Genomic DNA, 21,548 nt, shown 5'->3' with positions numbered 1-21,548 from the left:
GGCGATCATGACTGCTGGCTACGGGTCGGCGGACACGGGCCCGGCGGGGCCGGGCGACGGGGGTTACCGGCCGGGGCCGCTGCCGCCCCGGATCGAGCCGGCCGCGCCGGCGTACTCGCAGCACGCCCCGGGGCAGGCTCCCGCCGCGCCGCGCGCCACCTGGTCGCCGCCGCCGCAGCAGGGCCAGTGGGGTGCCGCGCCGGCAGCGCCGGCCGCCCCCGCCGGCTGGGGGCACGGTGCCGCGCCGTCCGCCGCCCCGGCGCCGCAGGGCAGCCCGACGCCTGCCGGCACCACCCCGGGCGCCGGTTGGCCCCCGGCCGCCGGGCAGCCGTCCCCGGGCAATCCCGGCCAGCCGTCCCTCCCCGGGCAGTCCTCCGTGCCCGGACAGTCGTCGGTTCCCGGGCAGCCGCCGGTCGGCGGGCCCGCCCAGCCGTACCCGGCCGGCGCCGTCCAGACCGGCGCGCCGGCCCCCCGCGGCCGCTGGCTGACCGTCACCGCGCTCGTGCTCGCCGGGCTGCTGGCCGTGGTGACCGGCGTCCAGGCGTACCAGATCCACCGGCTCTCCGACCGGCTCGGTGACACCGACCGCCGGCTGGACGCGGCACAGGCCGGCGACGGGACCCGGCTCGACGGGCTGGAGAACCGGACCCAGGCGCTGGAGAAGCAGGCCGGCGCCGCGTTCAACCCGGAGGCCGTCGCCAGCGCGGTGCTGCCCAGCGTGTTCCGGGTCCGGGCCGGCAACTCCACCGGCACGGCGTTCGCGATCGGCAAGCCGGCCGCCGGCGGGGGCACCAACCTGTTCACCAACTACCACGTGGTCGAGTCGCTCTGGGAGGCCGGTGAGCGGGAGGTCTTCCTGGAGCGCACCGACCAGCGCTTCCCGGCCACCATCGTCCGGGTCGACGAGGCGAACGACGTCGCCCACCTGCGGACCACCGGCAAGTTCACCGGCCTGGTCGCCGCGCCCGCCGCCGTGAAGTCCGGGCAGCAGATCGTGGTCGTCGGCGCGCCGCTCGGCCTGGAGGACAGCGTCACCACCGGCGTGGTGAGCGCCTTCCGCCAGGCCGGGGGCGGGGATGGCCCCGTCATCCAGTTCGACGCCCCGATCAACCCCGGCAACTCCGGCGGCCCGGTGATCAACGGCAGCAAGCAGGTGGTCGGCATCGCCACCGCCAAGGCCCGCGACGCCGAGGGCATCGGCCTGGCCGTGCCGATCAAGGTCGCCTGCGACGGCTTCAAGATCTGCTGACCCGGTCAGCTTTCGCACCGTACCCACCCGGTCCGGCGGCCACCGTCGCCGCGACCAGCTCACGTGGAGGAAGAACGACATGTCCCAGCCACCGACCGGGCCGGGCGGCTTCCCGCCGCCGTACCCCTCGCAGCCGCCGGCCGCGCCCGGTCAGCCGCCGTCGGGCGGCACGCCGTACGGCACCACCTACGGCACCCCCCGCCAGCACACCCCGGACCAGGCCGCGCCGCAGCAGTACGGCGCCCAGCCCGGCGCCGGCTACCCGCAGTCGGCGCCGCCGGCCGGGTCCGCGGGCTACCCGCAGTCGGCGCCGCCGGCCGGCTCCGGCTACGGCCCGGCCGGCACGCCGGCTCCCGCCGGTCAGGTCTCCGTCCCGCCGGCCTTCGGGCAGCCGATGTCCGTGCCCCCGGCGTCGGGGCCGGCCTTCGGGCAGCCGATGTCCGCCCCGCCCGGCTCCGCCCCGCCCTTCGGCGCTCCCGCGGCGGGCGCCGGCAAGAGCCGGAAGGTGCTGGTCCTGGCGGTGGTGGCCGGGCTGCTCTTCGTCCTCGGCGGGGTCATGACCGGCCTGTTCGTGTCGACCAACAACGAGCTGGGCCGCACCGAGAAGAAGATGGCCAGCGAGGTCAGCCAGCGGGACGGCACCATCGCGGCGAACGGCAAGGAGATCGAGAAGCTCAAGGCCGACCTCCAGGCCGTGCGGGACAAGCTGGACGACACCGAGCAGGACCTCACCGGCACCCGCAACGACCGGGACGAGCAGGCCCGGCAGAAGAAGGTCATCGCCAACTGCCTCGACAAGCTGACCACGGCCCTCGCCGCGGCGGCGAACGGCAACAAGGCGGCCTACGACAGGGCGGTCCAGGGCATGGACAAGATCTGCAACGAGGCCGAGCGCTACCTCTGAGGTGACCGTCGCGGGGTCAGGCCGCGCCGGCGGGGCGACGCTCCGGCAGCGCGGTCACCCCGGGCGGTGGCAGCCCGGCGGTCGAGGCCAGCAGCGCGCACCAGGCGAGCAGGTGCGGGGCGAGGTCGTCGTCGACCGGGGTCCAGGAGGCGCGGATCTCGATGTCGCCGGCCGCGGGCGGCCCGGCCAGGTCGCCGAACCGGGTCGACATGGTCTGGGTGACCGTGCCGCCGATCGCGCGGTGACCGGCGTCCTGCGCGTCCAGGGCGTCGGTCAGCCACGTCCAGCCCACCCCGGGCAGCAGCGGGTCGGCGGCCAGGTCGACCTCCAACTCCGCGGTCACGTAGGTGACCAGCCGCAGGGTGCCCTGCCACGCCTCGTGCCCCGCCGGGTCGTGCAGCAGGATCAGCCGCCCGGAGGCCACCTCGTCGCCGTCGCGCACGACGGCGGCGGAGAGCGCGAAGGCGTACGGGGCCAGGCGCTGCGGCGCGCCGACCTCCTCCAACACGATCTCCGGCCGGGGCGCCGCGGACCGCAGCCCGGCGACCGCGCGGGCGAAGGTCTCGGGGAGCGCGGTCGGGGGGGCCATGCCGGCAGCCTATGCCCGGCGACCGGCCACCGCCGGAAACGGCGCGCCGGTGCCGGCCGTCCCGCGGCCCGGCGACGCCGGCCCCACGCCCACGGCGGACGGGGCCGCCGGGGGCGCCGTCGCCGCCGGGCTGACGGGGGTCACAAAAGGCGGCGCTGCCCGCTGTCGCGAAGGCGCCGCGTGGCACGATGGCCGCGATGACCACCACCACGACGGGCGACGACGCCCGAGACGAAGACTCCCGCCCCGGCGGACCGGCCGACTCGCCCTTCGTCCGGGCCTGCCGGCGCCTGCCCGTCCCGCACACCCCGGTCTGGTTCATGCGGCAGGCCGGCCGGTCACTGCCGGAGTACCGCGAGATCCGGGCCAACGTGGCAATGCTGGAGTCCTGCCGCCGCCCCGAGCTGGTCACCGAGATCACCCTCCAGCCGGTACGTCGGCACGGGGTCGACGCCGCGATCCTGTTCAGCGACATCGTGGTGCCGGTCGCCGCCGCCGGGGTGGATCTCGACATCGTGCCCGGCACCGGCCCCGTGGTCGCCGAGCCGGTCCGCACCCTGCCCGACGTGGAGCGGATCCGGTCCATCACCCGCGACGACGTCTCCTACGTGGACGAGGCGGTCCGGATGCTCGTCGCCGAGCTGGGCAACACCCCGCTGATCGGCTTCGCCGGCGCGCCGTTCACCCTGGCCAGCTACCTCGTCGAGGGCGGCCCGTCGCGGACCCACGCGAAGACCAAGGCCATGATGTACGGCCAGCCGGAGCTCTGGCACGCGCTCTGCGCCCGGCTGGCCGAGGTGACGCTGGCGTTCCTGCGGGTTCAGATCGCCGCCGGGGTCTCCGCGGTGCAGCTCTTCGACTCCTGGGCCGGCGCGCTCTCCGAGGCCGACTACCGCAACTTCGTGCAGCCGCACTCGGCGGCCGTGCTCGCCGGGCTGGCCGACACGGGCGTGCCCCGCATCCACTTCGGGGTGGGCACCGGCGAGCTGCTCGGGGCGATGGGCGAGGCCGGCGCCGACGTGGTCGGCGTCGACTGGCGTACGCCGCTGGACGTGGCGACCCGCCGGATCGGCCCGGACAAGGCCGTGCAGGGCAACCTCGACCCGTGCGTGCTGCTCGCGCCGTGGCCGGTTGTCGAGGGCGAGGTGCTGCGGATCCTGGAGCAGGGCCGGGCCGCGCCCGGACACGTGTTCAACCTGGGGCACGGCGTGCTGCCGGAGACCGACCCCGACGTGTTGACGCGGGTGGTGGCCCTGGTGCACGAGCTGTCCGCGCAGCCGGCCGACCGGGGCTGAGCGGCATGCGGGCGCCGTGGCGGGTGACGGTGGTCGGCGGCGGGATCGCCGGGCTGGCCGCGGCGGTCCGGTTGCGCGACCGCGCCCCCGCCGACACCGAGATCACCGTCTACGAGCAGTCCGGCGCGCTCGGGGGCAAGCTGCGTACCGGCGAGCTGGCCGGTTCGCCGGTGGAGTTCGGCGCCGAGTCGTTCCTCATGCGCGACCCGGCCGGGGGCGAGTCCGCCGCCGTGGCCCTGGTCCGTCGACTCGGCCTGGGCGATCGGATCGTGCACCCCGCCGTCGGGCAGGCCGCGCTCGTCGTGGACGGCGGGCTGCGCCCGATCCCCGGCGGAACGCTGGTGGGCGTACCCGGGGACCTGGAGAAGGTTGCCGCGGTCGCGCGCCCGGCGGCGGACGCCGACGTCGACGCGGGCCGGCCGCTGCTCGGCGCGGACGAGGACGTCCCGGTCGGCGCGCTGGTCCGGGCCCGGTTCGGCGACGAGGTGGTCGACCGGCTGGTCGACCCGATGCTCGGCGGCGTCTACGCCGGCCGGGCCGACGACCTGTCCCTGGTGACCACGATGCCGGCGCTGGCCCGGGCGGCCCGGGTGGAGCACACCCTGGTGGGCGCGGTGCGCGCCGCGCAGGCCGCCGCCCCCCGGGCTCCGGGCGCGCCGGTCTTCGGCACCCTGGCCGGCGGGCTCAGCACGCTGGTCGAGGCCGCGACGGCGGCCAGCGGGGCAACCGTCCGGCGGGGCGCGGCCGTACGCGAGCTTGCCCCGACCGGGGCCGGGTGGCGGCTGACCGTCGGCCCGACCCGCGACCCGGAGCTGGTCGACGTCGACGCCGTGGTCCTGGCCGTGCCGGCCCGACCGGCGGCCCGGCTGCTCGCCGGCTGTGCCCCGGGGGCGGCGGCGGACGTCGGCGGGCTGGACTACGCCAGCGTCGCGCTGGTCACCCTGGCGCTGCCCGAGCCGCGGCTGCCGGAGCTGTCCGGTTTTCTGGTGCCCAGCACCGAGGGTCTGCTGATCAAGGCGTCGACCTTCTTCACCACGAAGTGGGGGCACCTGCGCCGGGCCGACGGGCTGGCGCTGGTCCGCGCCTCCGTCGGCCGGTACGGCGAGGAGCGTCAGGTGCAGCGCACCGACGAGGACCTGGCCGCCACGGTGCACCGGGAGCTGTCGGCGGTGCTCGGTGTGTCGCTGCCCGCCCCGGTCGCCGGGCACGTGCAGCGCTGGGGCGGGTCGCTGCCGCAGTACACCCCGGGGCACTCCGGCCGGGTGGCCGCCGCGCGGGCCGTGCTGCGGGCGAACCACCCGACGCTCGTCCTGGCCGGCGCCGGGTACGACGGGGTCGGCATCCCGGTCTGCGTCCGCTCCGGCGAGACGGCGGCCGAAGAGATCATCACAGCACTGGGAGGATCGGGGACATGACCGAGCAGACCAACGCGGCCCGGCTGCGGGAGCTCAATGCCAGCATCCGCTACACCATGTGGTCGGTGTACCGGGCCAGCAGCCCGCTCCCGTCGCTGCGCGAGAACGTCACCGGCGAGGTCGAGGCCCTCTTCGAGGAGCTGGCCGGCAAGGACGTGGTCGTCCGCGGCACGTACGACGTCTCCGGCCTGCGCGCCGACGCGGACCTGATGATCTGGTGGCACTCCGCGTCCAGCGACGCCCTCCAGGACGCCTACCTGCGGTTCCGGCGCACCACGTTGGGGCGGGCGCTCACCCCGGTCTGGTCCCAGATGGCCCTGCACCGCCCAGCGGAGTTCAACAAGAGCCACATCCCGGCGTTCCTCGCCGGCGAGGAGGCGCGGCCGTACCTCTGCGTCTACCCGTTCGTCCGCTCGTACGAGTGGTACCTGCTGCCGGACGCCGAGCGGCGCGAGCTGCTCGCGGAGCACGGCAAGATGGCCCGCGGCTACCCCGACGTGCGGGCCAACACTGTCGCCTCGTTCGCCCTCGGCGACTACGAGTGGATGCTCGCGTTCGAGGCCGACGAGCTGCACCGCATCGTCGACCTGATGCGCGACCTGCGGGGCTCCGGCGCCCGCCGGCACGTCCGGGAGGAGATCCCGTTCTACACGGGCCGCCGCCGCTCGATCGCCGACATCGTCAACTGCCTCGTCTGACCCGGGCCGCGCCCCGGCGCCCCGCCCGGAGTGCCCCGGGCGGAGCGTGGGCGCGGGCCGGCCGGGGTCGCGCCCGGAGGGAGTGGGACGCGGCCCCGGCCGGGGTTCCGGTGCGGATCAGGTCACGGTCGTGCAGGTGAGCGTCGGTGTGCTGTTGGTGCCGGACCACGAGCCGAGGAAGCCGAACGTGGTGCTCGCCCCGGCCCCGAGCGCCCCGTTGTGGCTGGCGTTGCGCGCGGTGACCCGCGTCCCGCTGGTGGTCACGGTGGCGTTCCACGCCGACGTGACCTGCTGGCCGTCGGCGTAGGTCCAGGTCACCGACCAGCCCCTGACGGCCCCGCCGCCCGCGGTCACCTGCACCTCGCCCTGGAACCCGCCGGCCCACTGGCCGGTGACCCGGTACGTCGCCGAGCAGGCCCCGGCCGGCGGCGGAGTCGTCGGCGGCGGCGTGGTGGGCGGGGGAGTGGTCGGCGGCGGGCTGGTCGGCCCGCCGGAGAAGTCGACGTCGCTGCACAGGTAGTACGACTGGTCCAGGTGGCTGGCCTGCCAGATCGTGTAGACGACGTGCCGACCCGTCCGCCCCGGCGCGTTCGCCGGGATCTCGATGGAGACGCCGCTCGTCTCCGGCTTCCACTGGGACGCCGGGGTGTTACCGATCTGACCGACCAGTTCCAGATCGTCCCAGCCCAGCGGTTCGGTGAGAGCGTTGTAGCCCTGCTTCGTCACGTACACCCGGATGTAGTCGGCGCCGTGACTGGCCTGGTCGTGCAGGCGGACCCGGAAGCTGCTGGAGACCGGGGCGGCCTTCCAGGCGCCCACCGCGTCGAGGGCGTTGTAGCGGCCGCCCTCGGTCCGGCCGGCGGAGCAGAGCTGGCCGTCCGGGATGGCGGCCTGGTGGTTGCCGGCGACGCCCTCGCGGAACAGCCCGTTCCAGTTCCACATGGCGTTCGGGTTGGCCTGCCAGGCCTGCCAGCACATCGGGTCCTCGGTGGCCATCCGGGGATTCTGGAAGTCGCTGCCCCAGCGCTGCCAGCAGCCGTAGTTGCGGGACGCCGGGTCGACCACGGAACCGTGCGCCGAGACCGGGTTGGCCAGGGCCGTGGCCAGCAGGAGGGCGGCGGTCGCCGCGACGGCGAGCAGCCACCCCGGGCGGGATGATCGGAGGTGAGTGGACATGGAGCCCCCGGTGGGAGAAGTCGGACGACGACGCCCGGACGGCCGGGAGTTGCCCCTCCCGTGCGCGTTGCGTGGCTCCGTGACGGCTCTGCCCGGAGGCTGCCATATTTATCGGATTTGGTCAATGCCTTCCCGGCGCATCGGCGTGTGCGGGATGCCGTCCTCGACGTAGTCGGGGCCGCTGACGGCGAAGCCGTGCCGGGCGTAGAAGTCGACCAGGTGGGACTGGGCCTCCAGCACGCACGGGCGTCCGCCGACCACCTCCAGGGCCGCCGTCATCAGCCGGCCGGCGTGCCCGCCACCGCGCGCCCGTGGCGCGACCACCACCCGCCCGATCCGCGCCAGGCCGCCCGGGTCGTCGAGGATCCGCAGGTACGCGACCGGCGCGCCGTCGTCGTCGAGCCACAGGTGCCGCGTGCCGGGCTCGACGTCGCGCCCGTCGAGTTCCGGGTACGGGCACGCCTGCTCGACCACGAACACGTCGATCCGGAGTCGGAGCAGGTCGTGGAAGGTGCGGGCGTCCAGGTCGGCGAAGCGGGCGATCCGGATCGCAAGGTGCTGCGGTGGCATGCGGCGATCCTAGATCGACTCACCGGCCCTGCGTGTCGCCGAGGGACTCCAGCAGGGTCCGCAGGGTGTCCGCGAGGGCGTCGCGCTGCGTCCCGGTGAGCGCGGCGAGCAGCCGCTGCTCCGTGGCGACGTGGTCGGGCAGGACCCGGTCGATGAGCGCCAGGCCCTCGTCGGTGAGGGCGACCTGCACCGCGCGGCCGTCCGTGTCGCTGCGGGTGCGGGTCACCAGGTTGCGCGCCTCGAGCCGGTCGAGCCGCTGGGTGACGGCGCCGGAGGTGACCATCGACGAGCGCATCAACTGGGTCGGGGTCAGCCGGTGCGGCGGATCGCTGCGGCGCAGGGTGGCGAGCACGTCGAAGGACGCGGAGTCGAGGCCGTGCGCGCTGAACGTGCGGTCCAGTTCCGCCCCGGCGATCCGGTACAGCCGGGACAGGCGACCGAACACCCCCATCGGGGAGGCGTCCAGATCCGGTCGCTGGGCGGCCCACTGCTCCAGCACCCGGTCGACGTGATCAGCCATCCGCCCACCCTAGCAGCGGTGCCTTAGCGGTGAGGTAGTTCATACGCGGCAGGGCACCATTTACCTTAGCGCTGAGATAATTTGTCTCAGTGCTAAGTAAACGAACGCTCATCCTCGGCGTGACCGCGCTGGCCCCGGCGATCTGGGGGACCACCTACCTCGTCACCACCGAACTGCTGCCCCCGCAGCGCCCGCTGCTGGCCGCCGTGGTGCGCGCCCTCCCCGCCGGCCTACTCCTGATCGCGGTCACCCGGCGGCTGCCCAGTGGGGCGTGGTGGTGGCGCGCGGCGGTGCTCGGCGCCCTGAACATCGGCTTCTTCTTCGCGTTGCTGTTCGTCGCCGCGTACCGGCTCCCGGGCGGCGTCGCCGCGACCGTCGGCGCGGTGCAGCCGCTCCTGGTCGCCGCGCTCTCCGCCGGTGTGCTCGGCGACCGGCTGACCCCGCGCACCGTGCTCGCCGGCGCCGCCGGGGTGGCCGGGGTGGGGCTGCTGGTGCTGCGGGCGGACGCCCGCCTCGACGGCGTCGGCGTCGTCGCGGCCCTCGGTGGCGCGGTGGTCATGGCCGTCGGGGTGGTGCTCAGCAAGCGGTGGTCGTCGTCGGCGCCCCTGCTGGCCACCACGGGCTGGCAGCTCGCCGCCGGCGGCCTGCTGCTCATCCCGGTCGCCGTGCTGGTCGAGGGGCCGCCACCGGCGCTGACGACGGGGAACCTGGCCGGGTACGGCTACCTGACGTTCGTCGGCTCCGCCCTCGCCTACGCCCTCTGGTTCCGGGGCATCCGCGCCCTCCCGCCCACCACCGTCACCTTCCTCGGCCTGCTCAGCCCGCTGGTGGCCACGGCGTTGGGCTGGCTCGTGCTCGACCAGCGGCTCACCGCCGCGCAGCTGCTGGGCGGTGCGGTCGTCCTCGCCGCCATCGTGACGCAGTCCCGCCGGCCCCGCCCGTCCCCGGACATCGCCCCGCCTCCGGCGGCCACCGCGTCCCCGTCGGCCGCCCCGCCCTCGGCGGCCACCGCGTCCAACTCCGGCGGGTGAGCGGCCGATCGACCGTGAACCGGTCAGCCACCAGCCAACGGGGCGCCGCCCCGCCACACCGGACAGATCCCGACAGGAGAGCCATGCACATCACCGTCTTCGGAGCGGCCGGCAACGCCGGCCGCCGGATCACCGCCGAGGCGTCGGCCCGCGGTCACCTCGTCACCGCGGTCGTCCGCGATCCGGCGCGCGCCCCGGACCTGCCGGCCGGCGCCGTCGTCGCGCGGGGCGACGCCGCCGACGTCGAGGACGTGGCCGCGCTGAGCGCCGGCCGGGACCTCGTGATCGGCGCCACCCGCCCGGCGCCCGGCCGGGAGGCCGACCTGGTCACGGTCACCCGCGCACTGCTGGCCGGTGTCGCCCGGACCGGGGTACGGCTGCTGCTGGTCGGCGGCGCCGCGACCCTGACCGTCCCGGGCGCGGGCGGTGGCGCCGTCGTCGACGATCCGGCCTTTCCCGCCGAGTGGCGGGCCATCGCGCTGGCCTGCCGGGACCAGCTCGACGTGTGCCAGGCCGACCCCGAGGCCGACTGGGCCTACCTGAGCCCGCCCGCGCTGCTCGTGCCCGGGGAGCGCACCGGCCGCTACCGGCTGGGCACCGACACCCTGGTGGTCGGCGCGGACGGTGCCTCGACCATCTCGTACGAGGACCTGGCGGTGGCGCTGCTGGACGAGGCCGAGCGGCCGAGGCACCACCGGGCGAGGTTCACCGTCGGGTACTGACGGCGGCGCTCGGCGGGTGTGTCGTGCCGGCCCGGTGGCGGGTCCCCCGCGCCTGGTGCGCGGGGGAGCGGCGGTGTGGCGACCGCCCGGTCACGCCGGCCGGGCGCCGACGGCGTCGCGGATCTCGGCGCCCTGGGCGCCCTCCTCCGCGCGGGCGCAGTGCGCGCAGCAGAAGAACCGGCCGGACACCTCCACCCCGTGTCCGACGATCTTGATCTGGCAGTGCTCGCAGATCGGCGCCATCTTGTGCACGGCGCACTCGAAGCAGTCGAACGTGTGCACGTCGCCGCTGACGGTCCGGACCTCGAACGCCATCCAGTAGTCGTTACCGCAGACCTCGCAGGTTGCCACGACATAACCCCCCGAAACAGGACATGTTTCCCCCAGCCTGAGGCATGGGCGCGGATCCGCCGGTCGAAACGGGCAATCCGGCCCGAACCGGCGGCGTGTCGCCCCCGGCGTGTCGGGCGTTGTACCCGGTGACCGCGTAACACCCCGGAGGAAGACGACATGATCAAGCGGAACAAGCTCTTCGGCAACCAGACCCGGGTCACCTTCAGCCTGCCCCGCGACACTCCGCCCGGCACCGTCAGCGTGGTCGGCTGCTTCAACGGGTGGGAGCCGGGGCGGCACGAGCTGGTCCCGCGCCGCGACGGCACCCGCACGGTCACGGTGCGGCTCGGTCCGGGCGAGTACCGATTCCGCTATCTCGCCAGCGGCGGCGTGTGGCTGGACGACGAGTCCGCCGACCGGGTGGACGAGCGGGGCAGCCTGCTGCTGCTCTGACGGGCGCGGGCGGTTCAGGCTCGTCGATGTTTTTATCGACAGGAGTCTTTACTGTTAACAAGGTTTAATTTATGTTGGGTAGCACCTCACCGGCCCGAAGCGCTAAGGAGCTGCCACCATGCGCCGAAGAATCACGATCCCGCTCGTGGCGACGGGCGCCGTCGTCTCCACCCTGGCCCTCGCGGCGCCCGCCCAGGCCCACGGCTACGTCTCCGGGCCGCCGAGCCGCCAGGCCCTCTGCGCCCAGGGCCGGGTCCCCGACTGCGGGCAGATCAAGTACGAGCCGCAGAGCGTGGAGGGCCCGAAGGGGCTGCGCAACTGCCACGCCGGCATCGCCCACTTCGCCGTCCTGAACGACGACAGCCGGGGCTGGCCCGCCACCTCGGTCGGCTCCTCGGTGACGTTCACCTGGACCAACACGGCCCGGCACGCCACCAGCAACTGGGAGTACTTCATCGGCGGGACCCGGGTGGCCGTCTTCAACGGCGGTGGGCAGCAGCCCGGGGCCACCGTCTCGCACACCGTCAACCTGGGCGGCTACCCGGGGCGGCAGAAGGTCCTCGCCGTGTGGAACATCGCGGACACCGCCAACGCGTTCTACTCCTGCGTGGACCTCCAGGTCGGCGGGGGCGGCAACCCGTCGCCCACCCCGACGACGCCGGCCCCGTCGCCCACCGCGACCCCCACCGCCGCCCCGACCACCCCGCCCGCGCCGGGGGGCACGTGGACGACGGGGCGGGCGTACCAGATCGGTGACCAGGTCACCTACGGCGGCCTGACGTACCGCTGCCGCCAGGCGCACACGGCGATCCCCGGCTGGGAGCCGCCGAACGTGCCGGCGCTCTGGACCCAGGTCTGACCGGACGGGTGCGGCCCGCCTCGGCGCCCGCCGCACCCGTCACCACCCCCGGATCGGAGTACGCGATGCGACGGCTGCCCACGGTCGCCCTGCTCGCCGCCCTGCTGCTGGTGCCCGGCTGCACCGCGCGGACCGCCCCGGCGGCGCCCGCCCCCGCGCCCCCGGGGGCTTCCGCGACCACCGCGCTGAGCGGCCTGGACGTGGTCTTCCTGGCCACGTTGGCGGCACACACCGAGCAGACGCTGGAGATGGTGCGGCTCAGCCGCGACCGGGTGACCGACCCGAAGCTGCGCACCCTGGTCGCCGCCATCGAGGTCACCGAGTCCGACGAACTCGCCACGATGCGCGGCTGGCTGCGGGACGCCGGGCCGGCCGTGGCCGAGGCCGTCCGCCGGCACGACCACGGAGGGCACGGGATCGCCGCCGAGGACATGGCGCGCCTGCGTGCCGCCCCGGACGGGGCGGTCGACCGCGTCCTGCTCGACCTGCTCGCCCCGCACCAGGACGCGGCCGCCGACCTGGCCCGGGCGCACCAGACGGTCGGCGCCGACGCGCGGGTACGCGACCTCGCCCGGCGCGTCGAGCGGTCCCGTACGGCCGAGGTCTCGCTGATGACCGGCCTGGCGGCGGCCCGGCGGGCCTGACACCGGGCCGCCAGGGATATGGCCTGCCCCCGGCGCGCGCCCTCGGACGGGCCTGACCTCCCCGCCGTCGCTCCCGGCGGCCCGATCCTCCCGGGCCGCCGCCGTCAAAGGTGTGCGCCTCAGCCGTCGGCGCGCGGCTCCAGCCGGATGGAGACGGAGTTGACGCAGTGCCGGGTGTCCTTCGGGGTGAAGCCCTCGCCCCGGAAGACGTGACCGAGGTGGCTGTCGCAGCGCGCGCAGCGGATCTCGGTGCGGCTCATCCCCAGGCTGCGGTCCTCGATCTCCTTGACCGCGCCGGGGATGGCGTCGTCGAAGCTGGGCCACCCGCAGTGCGAGTCGAACTTCGTGTCGCTCGGGTAGAGCTCCGCGCCGCAGGCCCGGCAGCGGTAGATCCCCGGCGTCTTGGTGTCGACGTACTCGCCGGTCCACGGGCGCTCGGTGCCGGCCTCCCGCAGCACCCGGAACTCCTCGGGGCTGAGCCGGACCCGCCACTCTTCCTCGGTGCGGGGCAGTTCGCTCTCGTCAAGACTCACCCGCCAACGGTACGCCGGACGTCGGGGGTGTGGCATATGGTCGCGCAATGGGTGGCACGAAGGCCGCGGCCGAAGAGATCGAGGTGGCCGGGCACACCGTACGGCTGACCAGCCCGGAGCGGATCATCTTCCCGCAGCGCGGCTTCACGAAGGCCGACGTCTTCCACTACTACCTGGCGGTGGGCGACGGCATCATGCGCGCCCTGCGCGACCGCCCCACCACGTTGCAGCGTTTCCCCGAGGGCGTCGAGGGGGAGATGTTCTTCCAGAAGCGGGTGCCCACCCGGGGCGTGCCGCCGTGGGTGCGGACCGCCACCATCAGCTTCCCGAGCGGCCGCAGCGCGGCGGAGCTCTGCCCGGCCGACCTGGCCCACGTGGTCTGGGCCGCCCAGATGGGCACGATCGTGTTCCACCCGTGGCCCGTGCGCGCCGCCGCCGTCGACCGCCCCGACGAGCTGCGCATCGACCTCGACCCGCAGCCCGGCACCGACTTCGCCGACGCGGTCGCCGCCGCGGGGGAGCTGCGGGGGCTCCTCGACGAGCTGGGCCTCACCGGCTGGCCGAAGACCTCCGGCGGTCGCGGCGTGCACGTCTACCTGCGGATCGCGCCCCGCTGGACGTTCACCGAGGTGCGTCGGGCCACCATCGCGCTGGCCCGGGAGCTGGAGCGGCGGCGGCCGGAGCTGGTCACCACCGCCTGGTGGAAGGAGCAGCGCGGCGCCCGCGTCTTCGTCGACTACAACCAGATGGCCCGGGACCGCACGATCGCCTGCGCCTACTCGCTGCGGGCCAACGCCCGGGCCACCGTCTCCACCCCGGTCACCTGGGACGAGCTGCCCGACATCGACCCCGACGACTTCGACCTGCGCACCGTCCCGGCCCGACTGGCCGAGCGCGGCGACCCGCACGCCGGCATCGACGAGGCGGCGTGGGACATCAGCCCGCTGCTGGAGTGGGCCGACCGGGACGCCGCCGCCGGCCAGGGCGACATGCCGTACCCGCCGGACCACCCGAAGATGCCCGGCGAGCCGAAGCGGGTGCAGCCCTCCAAGGACCGCGACCGCCCCCGCTGACCGGCGCGTGCCGCCGTGGTCCGGGCGGTCGTCCGGCCGCCGGACGACGCGGCCGTCAGCGCCCGTCGGCGAACCTCTCGACGGCCTCCTTGGCCGAGCGCAGGTCCGCGCCGGTCGCCTTCCGGTACGCCGCGATGGCCTTGATCTTGTCGCCCCGGGCCAGGTGGTCGCGGACCTCCGGCGGCACGGGCGAGGGGTCCACCACGCCCAGGTGGTCCATCACGAGTTGGAGCCGACGCTCGATCTCGGTGAGCCGGTAGGCGGTCCGGGTCTGCTGCGCGGTGCCCGGCAGCTGGGCGGCGAGCAGCGTGACGACGGCGACCATGAGCGCGATGAGGGCGATCTCCATCCGGCGATGGAAGCACAGCGCCGCCATCCCCGCCCGCCCCGCGCTTCCCCGGGTGAGGCCGGCCGGATAACGATCATGTAACGGGCGCGAACCTTTCCCGGCCCGTCGCCGCTCTCCCTGATCGTCGGCCCGAGGGGGCCAGGGGAGGGCGTCGGATGAAGCTGGTGTGGAGGCGGGCCCGGGAGGCACGGGGGCTGCTGCTCGCCGCGGTGGTCGCGGCCCTCGTGGCGGTCGCGTTGGTGACCGGGCTCTCCGACTACAACCGCCGGGCCGTCGAGGCCGGCCAGCGCGCCCTGCTCACCGGGGCGTCCTTCGAGGAGCGCAGCCTGCTGGTCAGCGGCGCGGCCGGCCGGGACGCGGCCGAGTTCGCCACCCGCGACCGGGCGGTCCGCGACGGGTTCGCCGCCGGCCTCGGCGGGGCGCCGGTCACCGTCAACGCCGCCCGGTACGGCGACGGGCGGGAGCTGACCGGCGACCTGGGCCCGGTCGTCCGGGAGGGCGACGACCCCGTCTTCGCCAGCCTCGTGACCCTCGACGACCTGCCCCGCTACGCGGAACTGAGCAGCGGCGCGTGGCCCGCGCCCGGGGCGTCCCCGGTGCAGGTGACGCTGCCCGAGAAGATCGCCGCCGCGCTCGGGATGACCGTCGGCGACCGGGTGCCGATGCTGGACCGCCGGTCCGACCGGTCCAGCGAGGTGGTGCTCGTCGGGACGTGGCGCCCGCGCGACCCGGCCGACCCGTACTGGCGGCTGGCGCCCGGAACCGGCGCCGGCAGCGCGGCGGACCCCGGCACCTCGTACGGGCCGTTCGTGCTGGACCGGGCCGACTTCGTCGCCACCTACCCGGGCGCGGTGTCGGCGTCCTGGGTGGTCGAGCCGGACCTCGCGGCGGTGGCCCGCGCCGGCCGGCTGCTCGACGCGCGGCAGGCGCTGACCGCCGCCGTCGCCGAGGTGCCCGAGGCCGCCGGGCTGGGCTCCTCGGCGCAGACCGTCACGGCGATCGACGGGCTCCTCGACCGCGTCGCCCGGGCCGACCTGGTCGGCCGCTCCTCGCTGGCGACGCCGCTGCTGCTGATCGTGGTCCTCGGCGGGTACGCGCTGGTGCTGGTCGCCGCGCTGCTGCACGAGGACCGGCGGGGCCAGACGGCCCTGCTGCGGGCGCGGGGCGCGGCGCGACGACAGTTGGCCGGCCTCGCCGCCCGGGAGGCGACGCTGGTCGTCCTACCGGCGGCCGTGCTGGGGCCGCTGATCGCCGGCGAGGCGCTGCGGCAGGTGGGTGCCGACGGGCCGGCCGGGCTGGCACTCACCCCCGGCAACACCACGCTGGTCTGGGCGGCCGCCGCCGCCACCGCCGCCGGCTGCCTGGTCGCGATGGTCGTCCCCACGCTGCGCGGGGCCGGCACGTACGTCGCCGACATGGCCGCCCGGTCCCGTCCGACCCGGGCCGCCGCCGTACAGCGGGCCAGCGTCGACCTCGTGCTGGTCGGGTTCGCGGTGCTGGCCTGGACCCAACTGCGGCAGTACTCCTCGCCGGTCACCGGGGCCGGCGGCCGGTTCGGGGTCGACCCGTTGCTGGTCGCCGCCCCGACGCTCGGCGTGCTCGCCGGCGCGGTGGTGGCGCTGCGGGTGCTGCCGCCGGCGACCCGGTTCGCCGAGCGGTTCGTCGACCGCCGGCCGTGGACGGCGACCATCTTCGGCATGTGGCAGGCGGGCCGCCGGCCGCACGCCGGCCCGGTGCTGCTGCTCGCGCTCGCCGTCGGCGGCAGCACCCTGGCCTGGTCCCTGGTCACCACCGGCGAACGCTCCCAGGCCGACCAGGCCGACCACACCGTCGGCGCCGACCTGCGGATGGTCGAGCGCGCCGGGGTCGCCCCGGACGGACGGGCCGGGCAACTCGCGGCGCTGCCCGGTGTCGAGCGGCTGCTGCCGGCCGCGCGGGACGAGATCCGCGTCGGCCGTGACGACCTGCCGACCACCGTGGTGGCCCTCGACGCGGCGAACGCGGCCGGCCTCGTGCGGCTCAACGAGCGGCTGGCCGGCGAGCCGGTGCCGGCGCTGCTGGACCGGCTGACCCGGGCCCGCGGCGCGCCGACCGGCGTCGACCTGCCCGCCGGGACCCGCTCGCTCACCGGCACGGTACGCACCCCGGTCCGCGACGCCGTGGCGCCGCACCGGGTCGGGGTGTCGGTGCTGCTCACCCGGGCGGACGGGCTGGCCTTCCGGCTGCCGGTGGCCAGCGCCGGCAGCGACGGACGGCCGGTGCCGTTCACCGTCGCGCTCCCCGAGGGGGCGGGAGTCCTGCGGCTCGCCGGCTTCGAGGCCGACGCCGGGGACGCGCGCGGCCGGGCGTACGGCCTGACAGTGGCCGACCTGCGACTGGTCGGCGCCGACGGCGCGGCCCGGCCGGCGCAGCTCGACGGTGACTGGATCAGCACCAACGGCGCGCGCAGCGGCCTGACCGCGACCGTCCGGGCCACCGGACTCAGCGGCGGGATGGAGGTCGAGTACCTGGCGGGCGGCCGGTTCGCGTTCCAGCCGTCGAGCCGCTTCGTGGTGGTGCCGGCGGGTGAGAAGCGGCCGGTGCCGGCACTGGTGACCCCGGGGGTCCGCGAGGCGCTGAGCCTGCGGATCGGGGACACCGTCGACCTGCCGCTGTCCGGCGCCACGGTGCCGGTGATCCTGGTCGGCGAGGTGGCGAAGGTGCCGTCCACCGTCGGGGAGGGCGTGCTGCTGGACCTGCCGGCGACCACGGACTGGCTGATCCGACACCGGGGCGCGGTCCGCCCGGTGACCGAGTGGTGGCTGCGGACCGACGACGGCGGGCACGACGCGGCGGTCCGCGCGGCGGCGGAGCTGGCCGGCACCACGTTGCTGGACCGGCGGGAGGTGGCCGAGCGGGCCGCGGCCGACCCGTACTGGCAGGGCACCCGCACCGGCCTGCTCGCCGCGGCGCTGGGCTCGGTGCTGCTGGCCCTGGTCGGGCTGATCGTCGACGTGTGGGCGACCGCCCGGCACCGGCTGGGGGAGTTCGCCGTGCTGCACACGCTGGGCGCCAGCCCCCGGCTGCTGGCCCGGGCGCTGCTGGCCGAGCAGACCTTCCTGGCGGGGATCGGCGTCGGGGTCGGGCTGCTGCTCGGCGCGGCGGTCGGCGCCACCATGGCCCCGCTGGTCATCCTCACGCCGTCCGCCGGCCGGCCGGTGCCCGAGGCGGCCTTCGTGCTGCCCTGGACGCCGATCGGCGCGACCGCGCTCGGCCTGCTGCTGGCGGCGCTCGCCTTCAGCGCGTTCATCGCCCTCGGCATCCGGCACCGGGTCGCCGTGGCGCAGCTGCGGATCGGGGGAGACCGGTGACCGGGTGGTACGCGGAGACGACCAGGAGCGGAGGGGGAACGTGGTGAGCATCGGCGCGGTCGCCCGCCGGGTACGGGCGCACAGCGGGCAGTTCCTGCTCCTCGGGATGCTGGCGCTGGTCGTCACGCTGCTGATCAGCGGCACGCCCCGGATCGTCAACCACCTCAGCGAAGCGGGGCTGCACGAGCACCTGGCCGGCCAGCCGGCCGCCCGCCGCGACCTGACCTACTCCTCGGCGCCGCTCACCTTCAGCCGGGGCGATCGTTCGGTGACGCGGTTGCACCGCGCCGAGCTGGACACGCTGCAGGCCGGCATGCCGCCGCGGGTCCGGGAGGCGATCGAGCAGCGCTGGTACGCGGCCGAGGAGTACGCCCCGCGCCGGCTGGTCGGCCCGGACCTGGCGGCGAGGAACCTCCTGGTCGATCTCAGCCTGCGCGTCGCGCCGGGGATCGAGGAGGCCGGCCGGCTGGTCGACGGCCGCTGGCCCGAGGACGGCTGGGCCGAGGGCGAGCCGGTGCAGATGGCGCTGAGCGAGAAGGTCGCCCGGCGGTTCAACCTGCGCGTCGGCAGCCGCCTGGTGCTGCGGCCGACCGGCCCGGACGGCCCGCAGGTGGTCACCCCGGTGACCGTGGTCGGCGTGTTCGCGCCCACCGACCCCGCGGACGGCATCTGGGCCGGGCTGCCGTCGCTGCTGGAGGTCATCGAGCCGCCGGGCGACGCGCAGCCGTTCGTGGGCGTCGGGGTGGTCGGGCCCGCGGCCCTGGACGGTCAGGCCGCGGCCGGTCTGCCGGTGCGGTTCACCTGGCGCTACCGGATGGGTACCGACGGCGTCAGCTTCCTCAACCTGACCGAGACGATCGACAGCCTGCAACGGATGACCCGGGAGGTCCCGGCCGGTCGTACCCTCGTCCAGGGCGCCGACATCCCGCTGCGGGAGTTCGCCGCCGCGGTCGATTCCGCCCGTACCGTCCTCGCGGTGATCGGGGCCGGTGTCCTGGCGACCCTGGCCGGGCTGACCACACTCGCCGCCGTGCTGGCGGTCCGGCGACGACGCGACGAGTTCGTCCTGCTGCGCGCCCGTGGCGGCGCGGCCACCGTGGGCGCCCGCCGGACCCTGGCCGAGTCGGCGCTGGCGATCCTGCCGGCGGCCGTGCTGGGCTCGCTGCTCGGCACGCTGGTGCCGGGGCCGGTGGGGAACACCGCGCCGCTCCTGGTCGGGGCGGCCGTGCTGCTGGTCCTGGCCCTGCCGGTGACCACGCTCCTCGCGGCGCCGGCCGGTGGGGTGGCCCGCCGGGACCTGGTCCGGCTCCGCCCGTCCGCCCGCCGGGTCACCGTGGAGGCGTTCCTGCTCCTGCTGGCAGGGTTGGCGGTCGTGCTGCTGCGGCGACGCGGCCTGACCCTCGGCGAGGTCGATCCGCTGCTGGTCTCGGTGCCGGTGCTGCTCGCGGTGGCGGCGGCGGTGCTGGCGCTGCGGGCGTACCCGTGGCCGCTGCGCCTGGTCAGCCGGCTCGCCGCCCGCACCCGCGGCAGCGTCGCGTTCCTGGGCACCGCCCGGGCCGGCCGCTCGGCGGCGGCTACCCCGCTGGTCGTGGTGGTGCTGGCCGTGGCGACCGCGGCGTTCTGCGCGGTGCTGGCCGGCGGCATCGAGGCCAGCCGGGACCGGTACGCCAGCCGCACCGTGCCGGGCGACGCGTTGATCACCGGCGACCGGCTCGCCCCGGACACCGGCGCCCACCTGGAGCGGCTGCCCGGGGTGCGGGCCTCGGCCGCGGTGCTCGACGAGCCGGCGCAGCGGGTGGCGACGGACGAGGCCGGCACCGCCGCCCGGATGGGTCCCGCGCACGTGCTGGTGGTCGACGGCCCGGCGCTGGACCGGCTCACCCGGTCCGCGGGCGTCGACGTTCCGGTACCCGCGGCGCTGCTCGCCCCGGCCGGGCGGCCCGGCCCGCTGCCCGCGGTGGTCTCCCCGGCGGTCGCCGCCGACCTGGCCGAGGCCGGGCTGGCCGACTCCGCCTTCGTCACCGTGCAGGGCCAGCGGTACGAGTTCCGGGTCGCCGACCGTGCCGAGACCTTCCCGCTGCTGCGGCCGGAGAGCGACCGGTTCGTCGTCCTGCCGTGGCAGGCCCTGCCCGGCCGTGCCGCCGACCCGGTGCCGACCGGGTTCGTGGTGGCCGGCGACAACCTCGACGTCGACGCGCTGCACCGGGTTGGCGACGAGGGCCAGTCCCGGTACCAGACCGGCGGCGCGGTGACCGGCGGCGAACGGCCGCGCGGCGTCGACGTGCTCACCTGGGCGGACACCCGCCGCCGGTTGGGTGACGGCGGCGCGAACGGGGTGCTCGCCTTCGGCTTCGTCGCCGGCGCCGCCGGCGGGACCGTGCTCGGCCTGCTCGCGATCGCCTTCACGGTGCTGGCCGGCGCCCGGGCGCGTGGCCAGGTGCTGTCCCGGCTGCGCACCCTCGGCCTGTCCCGCCGGCAGTGGCGCGGGCTGCTGCTGGTGGAGCTGGCTCCGCTGGTGGGCGTCTCGGTGCTCACCGGCGCGCTGGTCGGGACGATCCTGCCGCTGCTGCTCACCCCGGTGCTCGGCCTGTCCGCCTTCACCGGTGGGGTCCCGGTCCAGGTGGCGTTCGAGCCCGGCCTGGTGGCCGGGGTCGTCCTGCTCGGCGCGGTCGCCCTCGGCTTCGCGGTCGCCGTCGAGGCCCTGAACAACCGCCGGATGCGCCTCGGCGAGGTGCTTCGGCTCGGAGAGGAGAGCTGACATGACCGCTACCGCGGAGACCACCGCCGTGCCGGACCTGGCCACCCTGCAACAGCGGGCCGCCCAGCGGGCGGCGGAGCGGGCCGGCGGCCGGGACCGGTTGCGCGGCCACATCGTCTGCGACGGCCTGGTCCGGATCTTCAAGAGCGAGGGGGTGGAGGTGGTCGCCCTCCAGGGGCTCGACCTGGTCATCGACCGGGGCGAGCTGGTGGCGATCGTGGGGGCCTCCGGCTCGGGGAAGTCGACCCTGCTGAACATCCTCTCCGGGCTGGACACCCCCACCGCCGGCATCGCCCGGGTCGGGGACTACGACCTGCTCAACCTCTCCGCGCGGCGGCGGCTGAGCTACCGCCGCGACATGGTCGGATTCGTCTGGCAGCAGACCGGTCGCAACCTGCTGCCGTACCTGAGCGCGCTGGAGAACGTCGAGCTGCCGATGCGGCTGGCCGGGCGGCGGGGCGGCCGACGGGCCCACCGCGAGCGGGCCCGCGAGCTGCTCGACCTGGTCGGCGTGGGCTACTGCGCCGACCGGCGGCCCGGGCAGCTCAGCGGCGGCGAGCAGCAGCGCTGCGCGGTGGCGGTGGCGGTGGCCAACGACCCCGAGGTGCTCTTCGCCGACGAGCCGACCGGTGAGCTGGACGAGGCGACCGGCGCGGACGTGTTCGGGGCGCTGCGCACCATCAACGCCGAGCTGGGCGTCACCGTCGTGGTGGTCACCCACGACCACGCCGTGGCCGACCAGGTCCGCCGGACCGTCGCGATCCGCGACGGCCGGACCGCCTCCGAGGTACGCCGGACCGCGCGGGTCGGCGCGGACGGCAGCACCGAGCTGGTCAGCGAGGAGTACGCCGTGCTGGACCGCACCGGCCGGATGCAGCTGCCGGCGTCCTTCGTCGACGCGCTGTCGTTGCGGGACCGGGTGCGGCTCAACCTGGAGCCGGACCACGTGGAGGTGCGGCCGGGCGACCGGGCCCGGGACGGGTCGGAGGCGCCGCGATGAGCGGGCGTGGAGTCAGTGGGTACCGCG

Annotated in this window: 21 protein-coding genes; 14 read left to right on the top strand and 7 right to left on the bottom strand. The window is 75.9% G+C overall.

Annotated elements, in window-relative coordinates:
- Positions 1-7 precede the first annotated feature (7 nt).
- Together ACGF7U_RS09160 and ACGF7U_RS09155 are read left to right on the top strand one after the other, a co-directional pair.
- The gene (locus ACGF7U_RS09160; RefSeq protein ID WP_393104624.1) at positions 8-1,249 is read left to right on the top strand and encodes a trypsin-like peptidase domain-containing protein; all 1,242 of its coding nucleotides are present in this window, start codon (positions 8-10) and stop codon (positions 1,247-1,249) included.
- Between the two features lie 79 nt (positions 1,250-1,328).
- Positions 1,329-2,153, top strand: coding sequence for a hypothetical protein (locus ACGF7U_RS09155; RefSeq protein ID WP_393104622.1), 825 nt, complete (start codon positions 1,329-1,331; stop codon positions 2,151-2,153).
- Positions 2,154-2,169: 16 nt separating this feature from the next.
- Here the strand turns inward: ACGF7U_RS09155 and ACGF7U_RS09150 are convergent, their stop codons facing one another.
- Positions 2,170-2,742, bottom strand: a complete 573-nt coding sequence (locus ACGF7U_RS09150; protein WP_393104620.1) for a DUF3000 domain-containing protein — start codon at positions 2,740-2,742, stop codon at positions 2,170-2,172.
- 197 nt (positions 2,743-2,939) lie between these two features.
- Between ACGF7U_RS09150 and hemE the strand changes: the two genes are divergently transcribed.
- The 3 genes from hemE to hemQ are packed head-to-tail and all read left to right on the top strand — an operon-like array spanning position 2,940 to position 6,150.
- Positions 2,940-4,037: a uroporphyrinogen decarboxylase gene (hemE, locus tag ACGF7U_RS09145; protein WP_393104619.1), complete on the top strand. Its 1,098-nt coding sequence runs from the start codon at positions 2,940-2,942 to the stop codon at positions 4,035-4,037.
- Between the two features lie 5 nt (positions 4,038-4,042).
- Positions 4,043-5,452, top strand: a complete 1,410-nt coding sequence (hemG, locus tag ACGF7U_RS09140; RefSeq protein WP_393104617.1) for a protoporphyrinogen oxidase — start codon at positions 4,043-4,045, stop codon at positions 5,450-5,452.
- Positions 5,449-6,150 (top strand): hydrogen peroxide-dependent heme synthase, encoded by a 702-nt coding sequence (gene hemQ / locus ACGF7U_RS09135; RefSeq protein WP_393104615.1) that lies wholly within the window; start codon positions 5,449-5,451, stop codon positions 6,148-6,150. Before hemG ends, hemQ begins: the two co-directional genes overlap by 4 nt.
- Before the next feature lie 117 nt (positions 6,151-6,267).
- On the opposite strand, the gene ACGF7U_RS09130 is transcribed toward hemQ, so the two are convergent.
- From ACGF7U_RS09130 to ACGF7U_RS09120, 3 genes are all read right to left on the bottom strand, one after another.
- Entirely contained in the window at positions 6,268-7,326 is a 1,059-nt protein-coding gene (locus ACGF7U_RS09130; protein ID WP_393104613.1) for a lytic polysaccharide monooxygenase, read from the bottom strand.
- Between the two features lie 108 nt (positions 7,327-7,434).
- Complete coding sequence (locus ACGF7U_RS09125; protein WP_393104611.1) at positions 7,435-7,896, bottom strand: GNAT family N-acetyltransferase; 462 nt, start codon at positions 7,894-7,896, stop codon at positions 7,435-7,437.
- A gap of 19 nt (positions 7,897-7,915) precedes the next feature.
- A complete protein-coding gene (locus ACGF7U_RS09120) occupies positions 7,916-8,416 on the bottom strand; it encodes a MarR family winged helix-turn-helix transcriptional regulator (RefSeq protein ID WP_393104609.1) in 501 nt (166 codons plus the stop codon).
- An 89-nt stretch (positions 8,417-8,505) separates the two neighbouring features.
- Between ACGF7U_RS09120 and ACGF7U_RS09115 the strand changes: the two genes are divergently transcribed.
- Together ACGF7U_RS09115 and ACGF7U_RS09110 are read left to right on the top strand one after the other, a co-directional pair.
- A complete protein-coding gene (locus tag ACGF7U_RS09115; protein ID WP_393104607.1) occupies positions 8,506-9,447 on the top strand; it encodes an EamA family transporter in 942 nt (313 codons plus the stop codon).
- An 83-nt stretch (positions 9,448-9,530) separates the two neighbouring features.
- On the top strand, positions 9,531-10,169 hold the full coding sequence (locus tag ACGF7U_RS09110) for an NAD(P)-dependent oxidoreductase (RefSeq protein WP_393104605.1): 639 nt from the start codon (positions 9,531-9,533) through the stop codon (positions 10,167-10,169).
- A gap of 90 nt (positions 10,170-10,259) precedes the next feature.
- Here ACGF7U_RS09110 and ACGF7U_RS09105 read toward each other — a convergent pair whose 3' ends face one another.
- Positions 10,260-10,520: a Prokaryotic metallothionein gene (locus ACGF7U_RS09105; RefSeq protein ID WP_091096395.1), complete on the bottom strand. Its 261-nt coding sequence runs from the start codon at positions 10,518-10,520 to the stop codon at positions 10,260-10,262.
- Positions 10,521-10,679: 159 nt separating this feature from the next.
- On the opposite strand from ACGF7U_RS09105, the gene ACGF7U_RS09100 reads away from it, so the two are divergent.
- The 3 genes from ACGF7U_RS09100 to ACGF7U_RS09090 all read left to right on the top strand — a co-directional run bounded on the left by ACGF7U_RS09100 (position 10,680) and on the right by ACGF7U_RS09090 (position 12,458).
- A complete protein-coding gene (locus ACGF7U_RS09100; RefSeq protein ID WP_393104603.1) occupies positions 10,680-10,955 on the top strand; it encodes an isoamylase early set domain-containing protein in 276 nt (91 codons plus the stop codon).
- A gap of 118 nt (positions 10,956-11,073) precedes the next feature.
- Complete coding sequence (locus tag ACGF7U_RS09095) at positions 11,074-11,814, top strand: lytic polysaccharide monooxygenase (protein ID WP_393104601.1); 741 nt, start codon at positions 11,074-11,076, stop codon at positions 11,812-11,814.
- Entirely contained in the window at positions 11,799-12,458 is a 660-nt protein-coding gene (locus ACGF7U_RS09090; protein WP_393105280.1) for a DUF305 domain-containing protein, read from the top strand. The genes ACGF7U_RS09095 and ACGF7U_RS09090 overlap by 16 nt, the downstream gene beginning before the upstream one ends.
- A 119-nt stretch (positions 12,459-12,577) precedes the next feature.
- On the opposite strand, the gene msrB is transcribed toward ACGF7U_RS09090, so the two are convergent.
- On the bottom strand, positions 12,578-12,991 hold the full coding sequence (msrB, locus tag ACGF7U_RS09085) for a peptide-methionine (R)-S-oxide reductase MsrB (RefSeq protein WP_393104599.1): 414 nt from the start codon (positions 12,989-12,991) through the stop codon (positions 12,578-12,580).
- A 47-nt stretch (positions 12,992-13,038) separates the two neighbouring features.
- Here msrB and ligD point away from each other — a divergent pair, with 47 nt between their 5' ends.
- Positions 13,039-14,064 carry a non-homologous end-joining DNA ligase gene (ligD, locus tag ACGF7U_RS09080; protein ID WP_393104597.1) on the top strand — a complete coding sequence of 342 codons (1,026 nt, stop codon included), beginning with the start codon at positions 13,039-13,041 and terminating at the stop codon, positions 14,062-14,064.
- 55 nt (positions 14,065-14,119) lie between these two features.
- On the opposite strand, the gene ACGF7U_RS09075 is transcribed toward ligD, so the two are convergent.
- A complete protein-coding gene (locus ACGF7U_RS09075) occupies positions 14,120-14,413 on the bottom strand; it encodes a hypothetical protein (RefSeq protein ID WP_393104595.1) in 294 nt (97 codons plus the stop codon).
- Between the two features lie 155 nt (positions 14,414-14,568).
- On the opposite strand from ACGF7U_RS09075, the gene ACGF7U_RS09070 reads away from it, so the two are divergent.
- From ACGF7U_RS09070 to ACGF7U_RS09060, 3 genes are read left to right on the top strand one after another with little or no spacing between them, the layout of a single operon-like run.
- Positions 14,569-17,763, top strand: a complete 3,195-nt coding sequence (locus tag ACGF7U_RS09070; protein WP_393104593.1) for an FtsX-like permease family protein — start codon at positions 14,569-14,571, stop codon at positions 17,761-17,763.
- Positions 17,764-17,806: 43 nt separating this feature from the next.
- Positions 17,807-20,521 carry an FtsX-like permease family protein gene (locus ACGF7U_RS09065; protein WP_393104591.1) on the top strand — a complete coding sequence of 905 codons (2,715 nt, stop codon included), beginning with the start codon at positions 17,807-17,809 and terminating at the stop codon, positions 20,519-20,521.
- A 1-nt stretch (position 20,522) separates the two neighbouring features.
- Positions 20,523-21,521 (top strand): ABC transporter ATP-binding protein, encoded by a 999-nt coding sequence (locus ACGF7U_RS09060; RefSeq protein WP_393104589.1) that lies wholly within the window; start codon positions 20,523-20,525, stop codon positions 21,519-21,521.
- Positions 21,522-21,548: the final 27 nt, after the last annotated feature.

Source organism: Micromonospora sp. NPDC047670 (assembly GCF_043204915.1).
GTDB lineage: Bacteria > Actinomycetota > Actinomycetes > Mycobacteriales > Micromonosporaceae > Micromonospora.
Note: the sequence above shows the minus strand (reverse complement) of the source record. Positions and strands in the feature narration are given on the sequence as shown.

Excerpts from the sequence above, each read along its gene's own strand:
- ACGF7U_RS09160 (WP_393104624.1), top strand. The coding sequence starts at position 8 with ATGACTGCTGGCTACGGGTCGGCGGACACGGGCCCGGCGGGGCCGGGC.
- ACGF7U_RS09155 (WP_393104622.1), top strand. The coding sequence starts at position 1,329 with ATGTCCCAGCCACCGACCGGGCCGGGCGGCTTCCCGCCGCCGTACCCC.
- ACGF7U_RS09150 (WP_393104620.1), bottom strand. The coding sequence starts at position 2,742 with ATGGCCCCCCCGACCGCGCTCCCCGAGACCTTCGCCCGCGCGGTCGCC.
- hemE (WP_393104619.1), top strand. The coding sequence starts at position 2,940 with ATGACCACCACCACGACGGGCGACGACGCCCGAGACGAAGACTCCCGC.
- hemG (WP_393104617.1), top strand. The coding sequence starts at position 4,043 with ATGCGGGCGCCGTGGCGGGTGACGGTGGTCGGCGGCGGGATCGCCGGG.
- hemQ (WP_393104615.1), top strand. The coding sequence starts at position 5,449 with ATGACCGAGCAGACCAACGCGGCCCGGCTGCGGGAGCTCAATGCCAGC.
- ACGF7U_RS09130 (WP_393104613.1), bottom strand. The coding sequence starts at position 7,326 with ATGTCCACTCACCTCCGATCATCCCGCCCGGGGTGGCTGCTCGCCGTC.
- ACGF7U_RS09125 (WP_393104611.1), bottom strand. The coding sequence starts at position 7,896 with ATGCCACCGCAGCACCTTGCGATCCGGATCGCCCGCTTCGCCGACCTG.
- ACGF7U_RS09120 (WP_393104609.1), bottom strand. The coding sequence starts at position 8,416 with ATGGCTGATCACGTCGACCGGGTGCTGGAGCAGTGGGCCGCCCAGCGA.
- ACGF7U_RS09110 (WP_393104605.1), top strand. The coding sequence starts at position 9,531 with ATGCACATCACCGTCTTCGGAGCGGCCGGCAACGCCGGCCGCCGGATC.
- ACGF7U_RS09100 (WP_393104603.1), top strand. The coding sequence starts at position 10,680 with ATGATCAAGCGGAACAAGCTCTTCGGCAACCAGACCCGGGTCACCTTC.
- ACGF7U_RS09095 (WP_393104601.1), top strand. The coding sequence starts at position 11,074 with ATGCGCCGAAGAATCACGATCCCGCTCGTGGCGACGGGCGCCGTCGTC.
- ligD (WP_393104597.1), top strand. The coding sequence starts at position 13,039 with ATGGGTGGCACGAAGGCCGCGGCCGAAGAGATCGAGGTGGCCGGGCAC.
- ACGF7U_RS09075 (WP_393104595.1), bottom strand. The coding sequence starts at position 14,413 with ATGGAGATCGCCCTCATCGCGCTCATGGTCGCCGTCGTCACGCTGCTC.
- ACGF7U_RS09070 (WP_393104593.1), top strand. The coding sequence starts at position 14,569 with ATGAAGCTGGTGTGGAGGCGGGCCCGGGAGGCACGGGGGCTGCTGCTC.
- ACGF7U_RS09060 (WP_393104589.1), top strand. The coding sequence starts at position 20,523 with ATGACCGCTACCGCGGAGACCACCGCCGTGCCGGACCTGGCCACCCTG.